Source organism: Desulforegula conservatrix Mb1Pa (assembly GCF_000426225.1).
Lineage (GTDB): Bacteria > Desulfobacterota > Desulfobacteria > Desulfobacterales > Desulforegulaceae > Desulforegula > Desulforegula conservatrix.
The window spans coordinates 1-17,128 of record NZ_AUEY01000083.1 but is presented as its reverse complement, the minus strand read 5'-3'; the positions used below and the strand labels follow the sequence as shown (position 1 = coordinate 17,128).

Sequence of the window (17,128 nt, the reverse complement as noted above, 5' to 3'; positions counted from 1 at the left end):
CTGATGGTGACACTTGTGGCATTGGTACAGATCTCTTGATTTGAGCTCGCAAAATTTCGAACCGCCGCAATTCGGACAACTAAAACCATGCGGCCATCTAAGTCTGAATAATGAGTCTTGGCACTTATCTTCGGTCCCATATTCGGACAGGAATTCGTGAATACTCTTTCCTTTTTGAAATTGGATCATATTTTTTGCCATGCTACACCTCCATCATATCTGGATAATCTTTCACATGCCTTAAGATAAGCATGGCGGAGTAAAAATGGTAATCAAATTAAATAAAAACTCCCAGGAAATTTTTGACATATTTGTAGAGATTATACTTCGTATCGTCACAAATTGAACTTCTCAATATAGCTCCTTATTCAACGTTTCGGGAGATAAGGCTTGTATGAGGTGGCTTAAAACGGATCAATTTTACCCTCACACAGACCTTCTCCAAAAATAAGAGATGGAATAATAATGTAGCATATGCCTTTGGCACTGGTGCGGATATTTTATTTGTTCTCTACAATAATTTCATAAAGCGCTTGACTTATTTTCCGATAGGGCATAGTTATGCGCATCTTGTTGCGGGGTGGAGCAGCCTGGTAGCTCGTCGGGCTCATAACCCGAAGGTCGTTGGTTCAAATCCAGCCCCCGCTACCATAAAAATTAAAAGGGTTACAGCCTAAGCTGTAGCCCTTTTTTGATTTATTTGACAAAGCAACGCCTTAATAAAAAAGTGTTATCAGGCAACGTCATCAGCTAATTCGTATCTGTCATAATCAGTTTCATCATTTTGTTCCGCGTCTTTGCCATTTTCCGTGTTTCCATATCTTTTACCGGACGAACCGTAAACGAGATGGGTCAGCTGATCTGCTACCTGCCTCATTTGCATTGCCTGCGCACTCATCTCTTCTGCGGCTGCGGCGGACTCCTCTGCATTTGATGCGCTTGACTGAATGGTTTCATCCATTTTTTTTATTGCCATATTGCTTTCTGAAAGCTTTACTGCGTTATGGGAAACAGAAATAACCGATGCTTCCACAACCTGGGTCACCTGTTTTATAATGGACTCAAGATTCTGGACAAGGGAATGGATTAATTCGAGGTGAGAACCACCTTCTTCTACTTTTGCAACCACCGATTCTATGAGTCCTGATGTATTTTTTGCAGACTCTGCTGATTTTTGGGCAAGATTTCTGACTTCCCCTGCAACAACCGCAAAACCTGCTCCGCTTTCTCCTGCCCTTGCAGCTTCGACAGCCGCATTCAGGGAAAGCAGATTCGTCTGAAAAGCTATCTCGTCAATGTTTTTAATGATTCCAAAGGTTTTCTGGCTTTCCTGTTTTATGTTTTTCATAACTCCTGCCATTCTGTCCATGGATTCCGTGGCCTTCTCAGCGGATTTTTTAGCATCTTTTGCCATTTTTTCGAGGGTAGTAAGATTTGCCGTGTTGCCTTGAACCTGCTCATTGACCTCTGACAGATTTGCAGAAGTTTCCTGTATTGTGTTTGCCTGGATAGTAATGTTTGCAGCAAGGTTCTGCCCTGAGGAAGAAAGCTCTTCCGATGCAGCCGCAACCTGGGATGATACTGATTCAAGAATTTCGATTATTCTGGAAATTGGCGTTACAATTGATCCCGCTAGAAAGAAGATCATTATTGCTCCGCAGATTACAGAGCTGATACCAAGAATCAGAGATATGATTCCAAGTCTGTTAACATCACTATAAAGTTCGCTTTTGTTTGCTGTTGAAGCAATTATCCACTTCTGTGTGGGCTCTTCGGTAAAGCCTACTATCTTATCTATATCTTTGTATGTGTATGATATGAGTCCACTTCGTTTTGAAAGTATCTCCTGGCCAAAATCAAATTTTTTCAGATCAAGATTGAGGATTTGGGCTTTGTCAGGATATGCTATCATTTTCCCATTGATATCTGTAGCGTACATATAGCCAGTCTTGCCAATTTTAATCGGGTCCATGAAGGTTTTCCCCATATAGGCAACGCTTACCGCACTGAATATAATTCCCGTAACCTTGCCTTCTTTTAGCAGAGGGCATGAAATGACATAAACAGGATTTCCCGATGCTTTACTTAATATAACCTCGGAAAAGCTTTTTTCTCCTTTCATGGATTGGGTAAAATATGACCTGTCTTTGACATTGATTTTCTTTTTATAAGATTCTCCTGATGAAGCTATCAGATCTCCATTGGTATCAGCTATTCCAATAAGCTCGAAATAATCGCTGTTTCCTTGCCAATTCCTTTCAAGCTGTTTAGCCGCAGCTTCTCTTATGGTCTCATTGTTTTCTGAGGCAGCGTCAATAAACATCTGAGTATTGCTGAAACCCTCAATGTCAGAGGCTCGTTCTTTCAGCCACAGGGAGATCTGCTTTGTTACATGGTTTGAAGTGTCTCTTACCTGTTGCTGGGCTTTCTTGGTGAGGCTGGATTTTGCAATTAGGTAACTTGTTCCACTGATTGCCGAAGCCATAAATGTTAAAAGCAGGATAGTAGGGATCATGAATTTGTTTTTGAGACTTAGGTTCATGGCGTTGCTCCTTAGTTTTTTATTTAAGAAGACAAAAAGACGAAGAGTATTTTTAAAGATGAGATGCGGAAGGCTATTAATTTAGTAACATGATTTTATTCAGAAACTTTAACCCAGTTTTTTTTCCCAGTCAAAAGATTTGATTCTATTTCAAAAATCCATTCTGTTTGACATGAAAACCAGCAAGGGATATTAATCCCAGGATATAATTGATGGTCTAGCAAAAAGTCAAAAAAACGCATCAGCGTCATGCCGGGCTTGATCCGGCATCTTTGTATTTTCAGAGACTTCAGGATTCCGGCTCCCGGTTTTAACAGAGACAGGCTTCGCCGGAATGACGGGAATTGGCCTTTTTGCTGTTTTGTCATAATTAACCGGAGGCTTTTAATGTCTGATTTTAAATATTCACCTGTTCTTGGTGCTGTTCCAGATCTTACTGATTACAGATTCATCGGTTCTGAAGGCGTAAATGAGTTTAAAATTGGCCCGCGATTCTTTCTCGAGATTGATGAAAAAACAATATCTGATTTGTCAGAAAAGGCTTTCAGTGATGTAAATCATTTTCTCAGAGCTTCCCATCTTGCTCAGCTCAGGAAGATCCTTGATGATGGTGATAGCACCATGAATGAAAAATATGTTGCACTTGAGCTTTTGAAAAATGCGGTTATATCTTCCGGTGGAGTTTTCCCACTGTGTCAGGACACGGGTACCGCCATAGTCATGGCCAAAAAAGGTCAGGGGGTTCTTACCTCCGGATGTGACGAGAAATCCATAAGCAGAGGTATTTTTGAGGCATATAAAAATAACAATCTCAGGTATTCCCAGGTCGCTCCTATTTCGATGTTTGACGAGAAAAACACCGGAACAAACCTTCCTGCGCAGATTGATATTTATTCCGGAGATGAGCTTAAATATGAATTTCTTTTCATGGCCAAAGGCGGCGGATCCGCAAACAAGACCTTTCTGTTCCAGGAAACCAAGGCTTTACTTGATCCAGAAAAAATTACAAACTTTCTTGCCGCAAAAATGAGGGATATCGGGACATCAGCCTGCCCTCCTTATCACATGGCCATTGTAATTGGGGGGATGTCAGCTGAATTCAATCTTAAGACTGTTAAGCTTGCCACGGCTGGTTGTCTTGACTATTTGCCATGTTCCGGAAATATCTTAGGGATTGCCTTCAGGGATAAAGAACTTGAGGAAAAACTGCTTGAAATTTCAAAGAACATGGGAATAGGCGCTCAATTTGGAGGTAAATACTTTTGCCATGATATTCGGGTTATCAGACTTCCAAGGCATGGCGCGTCTTGTCCTGTGGGCATAGGAGTCAGTTGTTCGGCAGACAGACAGATAAAGGCAAAGATAACATCAGAGGGCGTGTTTCTGGAAAACCTTGAAACTGATCCGTCTCTATACCTTCCGGTGCCTGAACCTGAGATCACTGGATCTGTTCATATAAACCTGAATAAACCGATGGATGATATAAGATCACATCTTTCAGGATTCCCTGTTTCAACCAGACTTCTTCTTTCCGGGAAAATGGTGGTTGCCAGGGATATTGCCCATGCAAAAATAATGGAACTTCTTAAAAATGGCCATGAAATGCCTGATTATATGAAAAAATATCCTGTTTATTATGCTGGGCCTGCCAAGACTCCGAAAGGCCACGCATCCGGTTCTTTTGGCCCGACAACAGCAGGCAGAATGGACTCTTATGTGGCAGAATTCCAGAAAAGAGGAGGAAGCCTTGTAATGGTGGCAAAGGGCAACAGAGGCAGACAGGTTAGGGATGCCTGCAAGGAATTCGGGGGATTTTACCTCGGCTCAATCGGTGGACCTGCCGCAAGGCTTGGAAGGGACTGCATTACCAAGGCTGAATTGATTGAATTTCCTGAGCTTGGGATGGAAGCCGTTTATCTGATAGAAATCAAAGATTTCCCAGCCTTTATTATTATGGATGACAAGGGAAATGATTTTTACGATTCTACAATGGTGTGAATTGTTTCCGAGACTATGTTATATTTTCAGAATGCTTGGATAGCAAGAAAAACGAAGATCCGGAAAAAATGAAAATTTCATTTTTCAATCATTTAACATAATCATATAGTTCTTGAGGTGCTTTTTTCAAGAAGCAATCCGCAGGTGGCTTTTCATCTTAAAGTACGGCACCATAAAAATTGATTGTTTCGAAAAAAGGCAAAATATGGCGGTGGCGTCATGCCTGACTTGATCCGTGATATTTGTATTTTCAGGTGTTTATGGATTCCGGCCTTCGCCGGAATGACGGTGATCGGATTTTTTGCGACCTTGTCAAAATTCTATTTTGTTATTGAGAGGAAATTTTAATGGGCTGGACAGGGAAATTCGTTGGAGCTGCGATCGGTTTTTTCTGGGGAGGTCCAATCGGTGCCCTGATTGGCGCGGCTATAGGCCATCAGTTTGATAAATCCAAGACTTCATTTTTCTGGAATACTTATACAATTGAAACAAATGATTGGCAGGAAAATCATAATGAGGCGAATATAGCTTTTTTTGTCTCTGTCTTTTCAATGCTCGCCAAGATGGCTAAATCTGATGGCGCTGTGTCCCAGGCCGAAATAGAGTCTGTTGAATCATTTATGAAAAATCAGCTTCATCTTGACGCCAGAGGCCGAAATTTTGCCATAAATATTTTCAGGTCTGCCCTAAATTCTCCCGAATCTTTTGATAGTTTTGCCCGCCAGTTTTATTATCGTTTTCAGTATGACCCCGAGCTTCTTGAAATGATGGTCGACATGCTTTTAAGAGTTGGGTATGCAGACGGTGAAATAACAAGATCTGAGGAAGAGCTTGCTTACACGGCAGCCAGGATTTTTGGGATAAGTTCTTCGGCCTTTGAATATATAAAGAGCAGATATGCCCACGCCTCAAAAAAGTCATATGTTGTGCTCGGGGTTGATGAAGACTCCTCTGATGCCGAGATTAAGAGCAGATACAGAAAACTTGTGCATGAATATCATCCTGACAAACTGGCTGCAAAGGGCGTTCCCGATGAATTTGCCAGATATGCAAGGGAACGGTTTGGTGAAATTCAGTCAGCATATGAGGAAATAAGAAAGGAGAGGGGGTTTTAGCAATGGAAGATAATTGTTCTGATATATGCATCTTCCCTTTTGAAATTGTTGATTATGAAGAAGTGATTAATCTATGGGAAATGTGCGATGGCATAGGTTTGAGCTCTGCTGATTCTCCTGAAAAAATAGGGGCTTATCTGGAACGAAATCCTGGAATGAGCTTCATTGCCAAAATAGACGGGAAAATTGCGGGGGCTGTTCTTTCCGGTCATGACGGACGCAGGGGTTTTATTCACCACCTTGCAGTTCATCCCTTGTTCAGAAAAAAAGGCATAGGCAGAAAACTTGCTAATGAGTGCGCTTCGGCACTTGAATCAGCTGGCATAGAAAAATGTCATCTGTTTATCTTCGCAAGCAATGAATCAGGAATAAAATTCTGGGGAAATACTGGTTGGTCAATGCGTAAAGACATAGGCATCATGTCCAGGGATCTGGATACGCGGGGGGTTACTTCCTGTACCCGTTTTAAAGGTTGTTCATGCTGATTTGTGATGATTCGCCATCATGGGTTTTTGAGCCATATTTTATGCCTTCAGCCCTGCAAGCGCAGAAGACAATTATACTTCACATCGTCATAAATTGAACTCTTCTTTTAGATAAAAGGTCAAAGGCCGCTTTTTGAAAAAAGCTTGGCAAAAACTTTTCGGTTATGGATTCTTTTGATCGAAAAACATATGTTTTCGACTCGTGATAAAAAACCATAAAAGTTTTGGGAAAGGTCTGGAAAACCCTTTTTCAAAAGGGTTTTCCAATAATAATCCAACAACAGGCTTGCCATTCAAACGGCCTGACTTATTTCAAATGTTCAAGCTGTGACATTGATGAGCATATTTTATCAAAAATATTATATTGTCATTGTAGTAGTAGGACTCCACAGATTTAAAATTAAGAGAGCTTTCAGCAATTTTGATGAGGCCGCAAAAAGCTCAATTTTCGTCATTCCGGCGGGGCCTGTCCCGGTGGGGCAGAAATAATTGAAATTACAAAGATGCCGGATCAAGTCCTGCATGACGCTGACGCTCTTTTTTACCTTTTTGCGAGTCCATCAATTTTTCATTTTTCTTTTCCATGAACCGACCTTGAAGTGCTCTTGTTTCAGAGGTAGTTCGGATATTATCATCCCTGACAGAATTATAATGCAGCCAAGCACTGCTTTTATCCCAAGCCTTTCTCCTGCCCATATGTACCCAGCCACAGCTGCAAATACTGGTTCTGTCGAAAAAATTAGCGCTACCCTTGTGGGAGTTGTGAATTTCTGAAGTCTTGTCTGGGTAAGAAATGCAAAGACAGTTCCCAGGCATGCCGTGATTAAAATGGCAATTATTACGCCCGGATTTTTTATGGCTCCGGAGCCCGCGAGACCTATGAAATCCTCAAACATAAGAGAGCACAAAAGATTCAGGACAGATACGACCGCAACCTGAATCATGCATAGAACAAGGGCTGACTGGCCTGGTGAAAATTTTCCTGTGAAAACTATGTGAAGGGCAAAAGAAGCAGCTGCAAAGAGAATCAGAAGATCCCCCTTATTAAAAGAAACAGGGCCTGTCATTGTGAGAAGATAAAGCCCTGCGGCTGCGCATGTTATTCCTATTACAGCCTGAATCCGTATTTTGTGCCTTAGCATGAAGAAAGCAAAGACAGGAACCATTACAACGCTGAGGCCAGTTATGAAGCCTGCATTGGACGATGTGGTATAAAGCAGCCCGAATGTCTGGGTCGAATACCCGCAGCAGAGCCATATTCCAATTATTAAGCCTCTTTTTATGGAATCCTTGTTTATTTTGTCTTTTATGCCGGGCGTGAATGCAGAAAGACCAGCGAAGAGGCAGAAGGCTGTAAAAAATCTGACTGCATTGAAAGCAAAGGGAGGAAGAACAGAAATTGCATCCTGAACCATTACAAAGGTTGCGCCCCATACAAATGAAATGAACAGGAGAGACATATCTGCCACAACTGACTTGCTGATTTTCAAAGACATGAAACTTAAACCTTATTTGCTCAGAATGATTTTGGATTTGTGATTTTAGATTAATGATTCAAGGAATATAAAACTGCCATCCAAAATCCAAAGTTTATTTGCCGAGCTTTTTTTTTAAAATGGCTATGAACTATTTTCAGTATGGTTGTCTGGTCTGAAAAAAGTGATTTACAAAAATATCGAAAGTATTGTTTTCAAGCATCTGACATAATTATAAAGTTTTTGCGGAGCTTTTTACAAAAAGCGACTCGCCGAAGGCGCTCATAACTGAAAATAAGACAGAGCAAAATTTTTAATGATTCACCGGTGTAACGCGTGAAATATAAGCCTGAGATATATAGATAGACGTTGGCCTTCAACTGTAATCAAAAATCCGACTTCCAAAATCAAGAAATCATAGATGTTTAATGCTTTCCACCAAGGTAGGCATTCTGCACCTCAGGATTCTGAAGTAGGCTGTCAGCGTTATCCTCAAGAATTATTTTCCCGACTTCGAGGACATAACCTCTGTTAGCCAGTTTAAGAGCTGCCCGTGCATTTTGTTCAACCAGAACAACTGTGACTCCCTGTCTGTTGATTTCTTTTATGGTCTCAAATATCGTCCTTATTATTAAGGGCGCAAGGCCAAGGCTTGGTTCGTCAAGAAGAAGTATTTTGGGCTGGGACATCAAGGCTCTGCCGATGGCGAGCATCTGCTGTTCACCACCGCTCAGGGTTCCTGCGAGCTGCTTTTTTCTTTGTTTGAGTATTGGAAAGAGTTCAAAGATCCACTCAACTGTTTTTTTTGTGGCTGAATCGTCTTTTACTGTAAAAGCTCCGAGTTTCAGATTTTCCATGACGGTCAGGGTTCCAAAAACCCTTCTGCCTTCAGGTACCTGTATTACGCCTTTTTCCACAGTTTCATGGGCTGGTATTCCGTCAATCCTTTTGGAGTCAAAGAGTATTTCGCCCTTGTGTGGTTTTACAAGGCCGCTGATTGTCATAAGGGTTGTGGATTTGCCAGCTCCGTTTGCCCCTAGAATGGAGACGATCTCACCCTCAAAAACCTTTAAATTTATATTATGAAGGGCTTCAACATTGCCATATTTGACGGATACGTCTTTAAGTTCAAGTATTGGGGAGTTATCAGTCATTGTCTGCACCAAGATAAGCTTCTATAACCCTCGGATTGTTCTTTACTTCTTCGGGTGTGCCTTCGGCAATTTTTGAGCCGTATTCGATAACAATAATCTTTTCACATGCTCTCATGACAAGCCCCATATCGTGCTCTATGAACAGAACCGTTATGCCTTTCTGTTTGATTCTGTATATCAGTTCAAGGAGCTCTTCAGTTTCCTGATTGTTCATACCTCCGGCAGGCTCATCAAGGATAATGAGATCAGGATCAGAAGCAAGCGCTCTGGCTATTTCAAGAAGTCTTTGGTTGCCGTACGACAGATTAGAAGCAAGGATTTCCGCCTTGTCAAGAAGTCCTACAAAGTCAAGGCATTCAGCGGATTTTTCAAGAGCTTCCGCCTCTTCTTTTTTCTGCCATGGGAGACTGAACATTCCTGAAAAGATTCCAGACTTCATTCTACAGTGGCAGCCAGCAAGAACATTTTCCACAGCCGGAAGATTCTGGAAAAGGCGTATGGACTGAAATGTCCTTGATATTCCTTTTTCCACAATTTCATGGGGCTTTTTGCCTTTGATTGACTCTTTCTTGAAAATTATGCTGCCTTCATCAGGGACATAATTACCTGTAATCAGATTAAAGAGGGTCGTTTTTCCAGCGCCGTTCGGACCGATTAGACCGACAATCGTTCCTTTTGATATTTCAAACGTGGCTTCTGAAACTGCCGTAAGTCCGCCAAAATGCTTTGTCACTCCATGTAATTGAAGAACACTCAAATCAGGCCTCCTCTGTTTTTATGAATTTTTTCAAAGGAAGTTTGTACGTGCGGGGCAGGGGAGGGATCAGGCCTCTGTTTCTGAAAATTGCCATCAGAATCATCGCCAGACCGAAAACAAGCATTCTTGCGTTTGAAAGATCCCTGAAAATTTCAGGCAGACCAATAACGATTACTGCGCCAAGAAGCACTCCGGGTATGCTTCCTGAACCACCCAATATCACAATTGTGAAAACGATGACTGATTCCCAGAAATTAAAGGATTCAGGAGCAATTGTAGTCATTTTTGCAGCAAATATATTTCCTGCCATTCCTGCCCAGGCTGCACCTGTTACAAAGGCAGCCAGTTTGTATTTTGCTGTGTCTATTCCGCTTCCTGATGCAGCTGTCTCATCTTCTCTTATATAATTGAGAGCCCTGCCGAATCTTGATTTTTCAAGTTTGCTGAACAGATAAATTGTAAGGCAGAGGAAAAGGCCTATGAAATAATAAAAATCAGAAGGGCTTTTTATTACAAGTTCAGAAATTCTGGGGCGCGCAATTCCAAATATTCCGTTTGCTCCGCCTGTGAGGCCGAACAGGTCATTAATGATCGCAATTCTGACAATTTCTCCCATGCCTATTGTCACAATGCACAGATAATCTCCCCTCAGATGGATTATCGGTCTTGCAACTACAAGCGCAAACAAGGCCGCTGTTATCCCGCTAACAGGCATGAGCCAGAGTGTTGGTATATGGTAGTGGGTGTTGACTATGGCGGTTGTATATGCGCCCATTGCATAGAAAGCGGCATGACCAAGGTTGAAAAGGCCGGTATGACCAACGATTATGTTAAGGCTAAGAGCAAGGATTGCGTAAATGCCTATATTGTTTATGACATCAATCCAGTATTTATCTTTAAGGAAAACCGGAAGCATCAGAAAAAACAGGGCAATTATGGCGTATATGTAATTTTTATTTTTATTCATATTTCAGCGTTATATTAAAAACTATAATCCAAAAGTTTTTTGCGGAGCTTTTTTACAAAAAAGCGACCCGCCGGAGGCAAAACCAATTCAGGCATGCTTGATTTTCAAAATCACAATTTCTCAGCGACACGTTCTCCCATGAGTCCTGTCGGCCTGAAAACAAGAATCAGAATCAGTACTCCGAAAGCAATGGCATCCTTCCATGCTATTGATATATAGGCAGATCCAAGTGCCTCAACCAGTCCAAGTATTAATCCGCCTATCATGGCCCCCGGAATATTGCCTATTCCGCCTATTATTGCAGCCGTAAAAGCCTTGAGCCCGTATACCCATCCCATGGTGAAGCTTATCTGTCCGTAATAAAGTCCGACCATCAGTCCGGCTGCTCCGCCTAAAGCCGGGCCTGTCATAAAAACAATTGCTATGACCCTGTCTACATTAATACCCATGAGCTTTGCAGCCCCCTGGTCAATGGCTGTTGCCCTTATTGCGGTACCTATTTTTGTTTTCTGTATGAAAAAATAGAGGGCTGCCATCATGCAAAGGGATATTGCGAGTATGATTAGCCTCATTACGGGGATGTCCACACCTGCTATTGAAATTACTGTTCTTGGGAGAATATCGTGGGGATAAACCCTGAACTGGGTGCCGTAAATCAGCATCACCGCATTCTGGAAAAAAATGGAAGCACCGAGGGCAGAGACCACAGCGGATAATCTTGGGGATTCCCTTAATGGTCTGTAAGCCATTCTTTCAAGCAGAGTTCCTGCAAGCGCCACAAGACCCATCACCATTATGCAGAGGATTAGAAGTCCGAGAACTCCTCCGACCTTGTCTGTGATTGTAGTTGCAGCAAGAAGGGTTAATCCGAGATAGGCTCCAATGGTGAAAAGATCACCGTGGGCAAAATTTATCAGTCTAAGTACGCCGTAGACCATTGTATATCCAAGGGCAACAATGGCGTATATGCTGCCCACTGCAAGTCCGTTGGTTACCTGTTGAAAAAAGAATTCCATATTATCCGGTTATTGCCTCCGGCGGGTCGCCTTTTGAAAAAAGCTCCGCAAAAACTTTTATATTTTGGTTTTTTAAAACACAAAAAAGCTGAACTGTTTATCCTTACTGGATTTGTACCGAAATTCTTTACATTTGAAATCTTTTTGTGATTCCATGAAAGATACAAATTCTTGAAAAACTTTCCATCCGAATCTTTCATGGTATGACAAAAAAAACCGGTTCTGTCCACGATGAGACAGAACCGGATTGAATTATTTAAAACTTTTAGGGCTGCATTACAAAAGCGCCTTTAGCATCGACTTTGTATACCTTGTAAACACTGCCGACTCTGTCTCCCTTTGCATCAAATGAAATATCACCTGAGATGCCTTTAAGGTTTTTGAGCTGAGTGTGCATGAAGTCAGCAAGTTTTTTAGGATCAGTCGAATTTGTTGCCTTGATCGCTTCGCATATTGCCTTGAAAGCATCACCGGCAAGAACCGCATATATTGACGCAGGAGCTTTGCCATATTTTTTTGAAAATTTTGCTGTGAAATCTTTTGCTTCAGGAGTAGCAAGATCCTGTGGAACAGGAGCGCTTACAAATGAAAAACCTTCGGCAGCAGGAGCTCCTGCAATCTTTATAAGGTCAGGATTATTGGTCGCGTCGCTGCCTATTACCGGAACCTTCAGGTTCATTTCCATTTTCTGGCGGAGAAGAAGTCCTGCTTCAGGATAGTAACCAGTATAGAAAATTGCATCCGGATTAACTGATTTAATTTTTGTAAGGATTGCTGAATAGTCCCTTTCACCTGGAGTAAGAGCGTCAAAGAAAACAACCTTTACGCCAGCTTTTTCAATGATCGCCTTTGATTCGTCTGCAAGGGTCTTTGCAAAAGAGGTGTTGTCATGAAGAATGGCAATGTTTTTGTATCCTGCAGCAGTAATTGCCTTTGCTGCCACATTGCTCTGCTCGTCATTTCTTGGGGCTGTTCTGAAGAAAAGCTTTAGACCTTTTTCTGTCAGATTGTTGGCTGTGGAGCCTGTTCCAATCTGGATTATGCCTGCTTCATCATATATATTCTGGGTGGCTTCTGTGATTGATGAACCATACGTGCCGATTACAGCTACTACGCCTTTTGTGGAGAGTTTCTGTGCAGCAAGAGACGCAGTTCTTGGATCACCTGCATCATCTTCCACAACGACTTCAATTTTTTTACCGGCAACGCCTCCGGCAGCATTCAAATCATCGGCCATTATGGAAATGACATCCTTCATCCCCTGGCCTTCACTTGCCCACTGACCAGTCATTGGACCCATAACACCTATTTTGACGGTGTCCGCAGCTGACGCTACACCCGCCATAAGAAAAAAAGCCGAGAATAATGCAATAGCTGTTTTTTTCATTGTCTCCCCCAATTTGAAACAGTTTAAGGTTATAATTTCAGGCTGGAAACTCGTATCAAAGATATTTAAACGTGTCAAATATAAGACAGAATGCATATTCATTCATTTCCAGAATAGAAACTGTGCACAAAATGGCCTAAAATAAAAGAATTGATATTACGGACGGTGAATTTGAGGCTTTGTGATCTGTTTTAAATTTTGTGGCTCTGCCTGATTTTCAGTTAAGAAGTGCCTTTTATGGTTAATTTGCCATCAAAAAAGGGTGATGCGTAGGTCTGATTAGGACTCCCTTTGTCCGTAATCCGACGTTAAGCCGAGTGCCTTCGGCGGGTCGCTTTTTGTAAAAAACTCCGCAAAAACTTTATGGTTTTGTTAGTAGGCAAAAAACTGATATTTTTAGAGTTTTAAAAATCTTAAGCCCATGAACTTTCAAATGTTACTGAGAATTGAGCATAACCACATTAAATTTTGGAAAGTCTGTATCTATTTTATTTCCCATTTTCCTTTGATCCAATTTATTTGGAATTCAGAGCCAAGACATTTGAGCTTCTCTGGGCTTTCAAGAGTGTTTCTGATGAATTTCAGGCTCTGATTGTTAATCCATTTTAAATCTGACGGCCCGCATTTTTCACCAAAGTCTGTCTCGAATTCTATCTTGGGGCTGGATGTTTCTATATTCCAGATTTGTATCGAATTTGAGAGGTAGCCTGCCTCAAGATCAATTGAAGAGGCGGCAAGTCTTTTTTTGTCAGGTGAGACTATTGGCCTTCCTTCCAGACTGATTTCGTTGCCTGCCCTGACGCTGACAAGAAGAAACTCATGTCCCTCCCATCCTCCCACAAGCACCAGGAAATATCCAATATCTTTCATATGGGATATGAATGCGTATTTTACGGCAGATTCACCTTCAGTTAAATTATTTTTCAGAACTACAGTTCGAGTTTGGGCTTTAAGCTCAAGCTCCTCACCTTTTCTTGAGACTATTTTGCTCGCTTTTTTTATGTTTGCCTGCTCTTCTGAAAAATACAGGGTCGTATCAATTTGTGCATAGTTTGACTGAATGGTTTTGCCACTTTGGGGTTTTATTTCACAGTTACTGAGATTCCTATCACTGGCCAGTATTGAATATGGCAGCGTAAGGAGCAGAAATAATGTAATGATGGCTTTTCCCATGTACATCCTTTGAAATACAGTCAGTTTTCGATTGAAACTATGTCGAATCGCTTTTCTCCCTTTCGAAGCTTGAAAATGAGTGAGCCGGTTTTGTTGAAAGGCCAGAGTTCCTTATATACAATCCCGGATTCTCGTGTTGGGAATTGCCTCTCAATGTAGAAAATCAGCTCTTTATGAGGGAATTCTCCTTCAATAAGCTTTTCCAGGCTGTAGGTGAATCTGTATAGCGTATAGGAATAATCTCCTTTGATTATTTTTGTCAGCTGCCTTTCGTCTGTAAGCTTGGCTTCAAGTTTGACATCATATTGTTCCTGGTCCTGGAACCAGGGGATCTGATTTCCGGGTGTTTTTGCATTGACCTGACTCATAAGAGACTGATCCGGAAATATTTTTTGTTCAATATAACCTTTTGCAAAAACGTAAGAATGTAAACAGTACAAAAGAATAATGAACAAAAAAAACTTCAGCAGGTTCCTGAATAAAGAAACATGTTGAAAGCCCTTAATAATAGTTCTGTTATACAAAAAAGATAATACAGGGGAAAACCGCATCCAAATCCCTTTTATAAGTCTGGCTTGACTACTATCCTTATTTTTTCATTTCCAAATTCAATGATATCCCCTGCAAAGATTTTTTTGCGTTTTCTTGTTTCAACTTCCCCGTTAACAATCACATGACCTTCGGAAATGACATGCTTGGCTTCGCCTCCGCTTGACGCGAGATTTTCGAATTTAAGAATTTTATATAGTTCCACAGGTTCTGCGTTAATTTCAATTTCTCTCATATGTTATTCCTGTTTTTAGATTTTCTACGCCGATGGTTTTGGCTGATGATTTTGATCCATAAATCCCTGATGTTTAGCATGGCTTTTCACATATAGCAGTAGTTACTTCAAAAAGCGAGCCGACTCATGTATCTTGTGAGCAATCCTTGAAGTTTGTGCGCACCTCGGCCAAGTGGCTTTTATGACGGAGAATTGACTATTTTGTTTTATAGATGGCACTAAAAATGCATTCTTTGTCTGGCTATCAATATAAGGAGGAAAAAATGGTATCAATTTTGAATAATGCATATAGCACAAACAGCTTGTACAATAACCCATACGAAAAGGTCACGGATTCTTCTGAGGCATCGAAAACTTCAAAAGCAGGAACTGAAACCAAAGCCACTTCATCATCATCAAGAGACACTGTAACCCTTTCAGATGATGTGGCTGCAGCAAGGACGCGGGAGGCTATGGGACTTAACCCGACAGGTCCGCTCAGGTTAAGCGATTTTAAAGCTGCGGCTGAAATTCAGACTGAAGCTGTTAACCAGAAACTTGCTTCTTTAATGAAAGAGCAGGGTGTCTCAAGTGATCAGGAAATAACGCTTTCCTTTGATTTAAAATCTAAGATAACGATCAAGGAAAATTTTTCCGGCAAAGCAAAGCTTGAAAAGGCTCTGAATGAGGATAAAAGCTTTGCTCTTTCGCTTAAAGGTCTGAATGCAAACTCGGGAATTCTGAATTATACCAAGGATATTCAGACGAGGATCAGCAACATGAATCTTGCCGAATTCATGAACTCTGATCCTGACTGGAGTGACATAACTTCACTTGCTTCAAAGTATTCGGAATTTAAAAGCAGCGCCAATCCTTTGGCGACACTTGTCAATATCGGCAATAGTCAGACACCGTATGTCTTTAAATATGATCATGAGGGACGCCAGACTTAAAACATGACGTGATTGTCATTTCTTGTACATTTTTTTGATTCCCATAGTTCCGGCGCAGTCCGGAATCCAGAAGTCGATGCCGGATCAAGTCCGGCATGACGTCACCGCCTTTTTTTGACTTTTTGCGAGTCATCAATATCATGTTGCTTTTATGCCCATTTTTTCAGCGTGCAAAAATGACCACGAGAGTCAAAACAAATACGAGGGTGAAAAACATCGCAAGTTCGATACATTTTTCCGAAAGCTTCATATTGCCTCCCCCAGATACTAAAAACGACAATGTCGAAAAAAGTCTGGTTCCCGTCATTTCTGTCCAGGACGGAATCCAGAAGTAGTTGATTATGGCAGCTTTATCCAAAAAGAATCCCAGGTGCTTTTTCATAAAGGCATACCTCGTTCGCAATTTTTTCAAACTGTTTGACTGCTTCCCTCAGAATAATGATGTCCTCATCTGAAATATCAGTGCGGACATAATCCTCAAAAGAACAAATCTCCTGCTTTGTTTCTAATCTTAAAATCGTTTTCCTGAGATCAGTGTCAAGCGGATATAGTTTTTCAAGCGAGTATATAAGATCCGTAAATGTATGATTTACAGGCATGGACAAATTATATCCGAGTATGGCCATTACAAATTTCTCAAGGGACATGGCAAGGAGGTTGTAAAGAATAGAATTGTTGAATTTATTCTTTTCTCCCTTTCCTGCCTTCAGATACTGTCGTCCTTCTCTTAGCCAGGTGCTCCAGCTTGCTTCGGATTTTTTCATCTCCAGGTCCTTTATCCAGCTACTGCTAATATTTGATGATTTCTGCATGCTTCCTCCCTGTTTGTGCTTTTTTATTTAATAATATGCAATAAATCTGCCATTAATATTATTAATAAAATCAAGGCATGTGTATTTGTTTTTAAACAAAAAGGTAATTAAATATTATATTAATTCATAAATGTAATTTTATATTTACGAGCTTCCTTGCATATTAGCGTGTTTGCCACATATCTAAAAAATTATGGTCTCGCAAAAAGTCAAAAACGGGCGGTGCCGTCATGCCGGGCTTGATCCTGCATCTTTTGATCAACGACAGTTATAAATCCCCCCTGACGACAATTAGAATTCCCGCTTAATGCAAACCCGGTTATCCAATGTTGTGATATGGAGGATCATTGGATGATCACTGACAATCAGGTGAAGAAATTGAAGAAAAATTTAAGCGCGGGAAAAAGCCTTGTAATCTCGGCATTGCAAGCTGGCATGGATGAAAAGACAGCGAGGAAATACAGGGATCTGGACAAGCTGCCGAGCGAGCTGAAAGCATCCAGTGATAGGTGGTGGCGAACTCACGCTGAC

General features: G+C 41.2%; 17 protein-coding genes, 1 tRNA gene and 1 pseudogene. 7 read left to right on the top strand and 12 right to left on the bottom strand.

Annotated features, from left to right (window positions below):
* A partial coding sequence (locus tag K245_RS27405; protein WP_027360310.1) for a transposase occupies positions 1 to 201 on the bottom strand: 201 nt, incomplete at its 3' end.
* A 373-nt stretch (positions 202 to 574) separates the two neighbouring features.
* Here K245_RS27405 and K245_RS0118200 point away from each other — a divergent pair.
* Positions 575 to 651, top strand: a tRNA-Met gene (locus K245_RS0118200).
* Between the two features lie 82 nt (positions 652 to 733).
* On the opposite strand, the gene K245_RS26940 is transcribed toward K245_RS0118200, so the two are convergent.
* On the bottom strand, positions 734 to 2,542 hold the full coding sequence (locus K245_RS26940; protein ID WP_027360360.1) for a methyl-accepting chemotaxis protein: 1,809 nt from the start codon (positions 2,540 to 2,542) through the stop codon (positions 734 to 736).
* 387 nt (positions 2,543 to 2,929) lie between these two features.
* Here K245_RS26940 and K245_RS0118185 point away from each other — a divergent pair, with 387 nt between their 5' ends.
* The 3 genes from K245_RS0118185 (at position 2,930) to K245_RS25285 (ending at position 6,140) form a co-directional block, all read left to right on the top strand.
* Complete coding sequence (locus K245_RS0118185; RefSeq protein ID WP_027360358.1) at positions 2,930 to 4,540, top strand: FumA C-terminus/TtdB family hydratase beta subunit; 1,611 nt, start codon at positions 2,930 to 2,932, stop codon at positions 4,538 to 4,540.
* A 347-nt stretch (positions 4,541 to 4,887) separates the two neighbouring features.
* Positions 4,888 to 5,655 (top strand): TerB family tellurite resistance protein, encoded by a 768-nt coding sequence (locus K245_RS28495; protein WP_027360357.1) that lies wholly within the window; start codon positions 4,888 to 4,890, stop codon positions 5,653 to 5,655.
* Between the two features lie 2 nt (positions 5,656 to 5,657).
* Positions 5,658 to 6,140 (top strand): GNAT family N-acetyltransferase, encoded by a 483-nt coding sequence (locus K245_RS25285; protein WP_051284369.1) that lies wholly within the window; start codon positions 5,658 to 5,660, stop codon positions 6,138 to 6,140.
* A gap of 560 nt (positions 6,141 to 6,700) precedes the next feature.
* Here the strand turns inward: K245_RS25285 and K245_RS0118160 are convergent.
* From K245_RS0118160 to K245_RS0118115, 9 genes are all read right to left on the bottom strand, one after another.
* A complete protein-coding gene (locus K245_RS0118160) occupies positions 6,701 to 7,636 on the bottom strand; it encodes a DMT family transporter (protein ID WP_051284367.1) in 936 nt (311 codons plus the stop codon).
* A 404-nt stretch (positions 7,637 to 8,040) separates the two neighbouring features.
* Entirely contained in the window at positions 8,041 to 8,769 is a 729-nt protein-coding gene (locus K245_RS0118155) for an ABC transporter ATP-binding protein (RefSeq protein WP_035277543.1), read from the bottom strand.
* On the bottom strand, positions 8,762 to 9,526 hold the full coding sequence (locus K245_RS0118150) for an ABC transporter ATP-binding protein (protein ID WP_027360354.1): 765 nt from the start codon (positions 9,524 to 9,526) through the stop codon (positions 8,762 to 8,764). Before K245_RS0118150 ends, K245_RS0118155 begins: the two co-directional genes overlap by 8 nt.
* Position 9,527: 1 nt before the next feature.
* Positions 9,528 to 10,493: a branched-chain amino acid ABC transporter permease gene (locus K245_RS0118145; RefSeq protein ID WP_027360353.1), complete on the bottom strand. Its 966-nt coding sequence runs from the start codon at positions 10,491 to 10,493 to the stop codon at positions 9,528 to 9,530.
* A gap of 110 nt (positions 10,494 to 10,603) precedes the next feature.
* Positions 10,604 to 11,509, bottom strand: coding sequence for a branched-chain amino acid ABC transporter permease (locus K245_RS0118140; protein ID WP_027360352.1), 906 nt, complete (start codon positions 11,507 to 11,509; stop codon positions 10,604 to 10,606).
* Between the two features lie 265 nt (positions 11,510 to 11,774).
* Positions 11,775 to 12,896, bottom strand: a complete 1,122-nt coding sequence (locus K245_RS0118130) for a branched-chain amino acid ABC transporter substrate-binding protein (RefSeq protein WP_027360350.1) — start codon at positions 12,894 to 12,896, stop codon at positions 11,775 to 11,777.
* Between the two features lie 483 nt (positions 12,897 to 13,379).
* Complete coding sequence (locus K245_RS0118125) at positions 13,380 to 14,069, bottom strand: hypothetical protein (protein WP_027360349.1); 690 nt, start codon at positions 14,067 to 14,069, stop codon at positions 13,380 to 13,382.
* A gap of 20 nt (positions 14,070 to 14,089) precedes the next feature.
* Positions 14,090 to 14,437 carry a hypothetical protein gene (locus tag K245_RS0118120; RefSeq protein WP_156906840.1) on the bottom strand — a complete coding sequence of 116 codons (348 nt, stop codon included), beginning with the start codon at positions 14,435 to 14,437 and terminating at the stop codon, positions 14,090 to 14,092.
* Between the two features lie 194 nt (positions 14,438 to 14,631).
* On the bottom strand, positions 14,632 to 14,853 hold the full coding sequence (locus K245_RS0118115) for an RNA-binding S4 domain-containing protein (RefSeq protein WP_027360347.1): 222 nt from the start codon (positions 14,851 to 14,853) through the stop codon (positions 14,632 to 14,634).
* Positions 14,854 to 15,116: 263 nt separating this feature from the next.
* On the opposite strand from K245_RS0118115, the gene K245_RS0118110 reads away from it, so the two are divergent.
* Both K245_RS0118110 and K245_RS27835 read left to right on the top strand, forming a co-directional pair.
* Positions 15,117 to 15,785, top strand: coding sequence for a hypothetical protein (locus K245_RS0118110; RefSeq protein WP_027360346.1), 669 nt, complete (start codon positions 15,117 to 15,119; stop codon positions 15,783 to 15,785).
* A gap of 176 nt (positions 15,786 to 15,961) precedes the next feature.
* Positions 15,962 to 16,120, top strand: coding sequence for a hypothetical protein (locus tag K245_RS27835; RefSeq protein ID WP_156906839.1), 159 nt, complete (start codon positions 15,962 to 15,964; stop codon positions 16,118 to 16,120).
* Between the two features lie 15 nt (positions 16,121 to 16,135).
* Here the strand turns inward: K245_RS27835 and K245_RS0118100 are convergent, their stop codons facing one another.
* Positions 16,136 to 16,597 (bottom strand): hypothetical protein, encoded by a 462-nt coding sequence (locus tag K245_RS0118100; protein ID WP_027360344.1) that lies wholly within the window; start codon positions 16,595 to 16,597, stop codon positions 16,136 to 16,138.
* A 351-nt stretch (positions 16,598 to 16,948) separates the two neighbouring features.
* Between K245_RS0118100 and K245_RS25275 the strand changes: the two are divergent.
* Positions 16,949 to 17,128: pseudogene (locus tag K245_RS25275) on the top strand (IS21 family transposase); the annotation flags it as partial.

Coding starts and splice junctions, on each gene's coding strand:
- K245_RS0118140 (WP_027360352.1), bottom strand. CDS start 11,509: ATGGAATTCTTTTTTCAACAGGTAACCAACGGACTTGCAGTGGGCAGC.
- K245_RS28495 (WP_027360357.1), top strand. CDS start 4,888: ATGGGCTGGACAGGGAAATTCGTTGGAGCTGCGATCGGTTTTTTCTGG.
- K245_RS0118155 (WP_035277543.1), bottom strand. CDS start 8,769: ATGACTGATAACTCCCCAATACTTGAACTTAAAGACGTATCCGTCAAA.
- K245_RS26940 (WP_027360360.1), bottom strand. CDS start 2,542: ATGAACCTAAGTCTCAAAAACAAATTCATGATCCCTACTATCCTGCTT.
- K245_RS0118120 (WP_156906840.1), bottom strand. CDS start 14,437: ATGAGTCAGGTCAATGCAAAAACACCCGGAAATCAGATCCCCTGGTTC.
- K245_RS0118110 (WP_027360346.1), top strand. CDS start 15,117: ATGGTATCAATTTTGAATAATGCATATAGCACAAACAGCTTGTACAAT.
- K245_RS0118145 (WP_027360353.1), bottom strand. CDS start 10,493: ATGAATAAAAATAAAAATTACATATACGCCATAATTGCCCTGTTTTTT.
- K245_RS0118130 (WP_027360350.1), bottom strand. CDS start 12,896: ATGAAAAAAACAGCTATTGCATTATTCTCGGCTTTTTTTCTTATGGCG.
- K245_RS0118125 (WP_027360349.1), bottom strand. CDS start 14,069: ATGGGAAAAGCCATCATTACATTATTTCTGCTCCTTACGCTGCCATAT.
- K245_RS27835 (WP_156906839.1), top strand. CDS start 15,962: ATGACCACGAGAGTCAAAACAAATACGAGGGTGAAAAACATCGCAAGT.
- K245_RS0118185 (WP_027360358.1), top strand. CDS start 2,930: ATGTCTGATTTTAAATATTCACCTGTTCTTGGTGCTGTTCCAGATCTT.
- K245_RS25285 (WP_051284369.1), top strand. CDS start 5,658: ATGGAAGATAATTGTTCTGATATATGCATCTTCCCTTTTGAAATTGTT.
- K245_RS0118160 (WP_051284367.1), bottom strand. CDS start 7,636: ATGTCTTTGAAAATCAGCAAGTCAGTTGTGGCAGATATGTCTCTCCTG.
- K245_RS0118100 (WP_027360344.1), bottom strand. CDS start 16,597: ATGCAGAAATCATCAAATATTAGCAGTAGCTGGATAAAGGACCTGGAG.
- K245_RS0118115 (WP_027360347.1), bottom strand. CDS start 14,853: ATGAGAGAAATTGAAATTAACGCAGAACCTGTGGAACTATATAAAATT.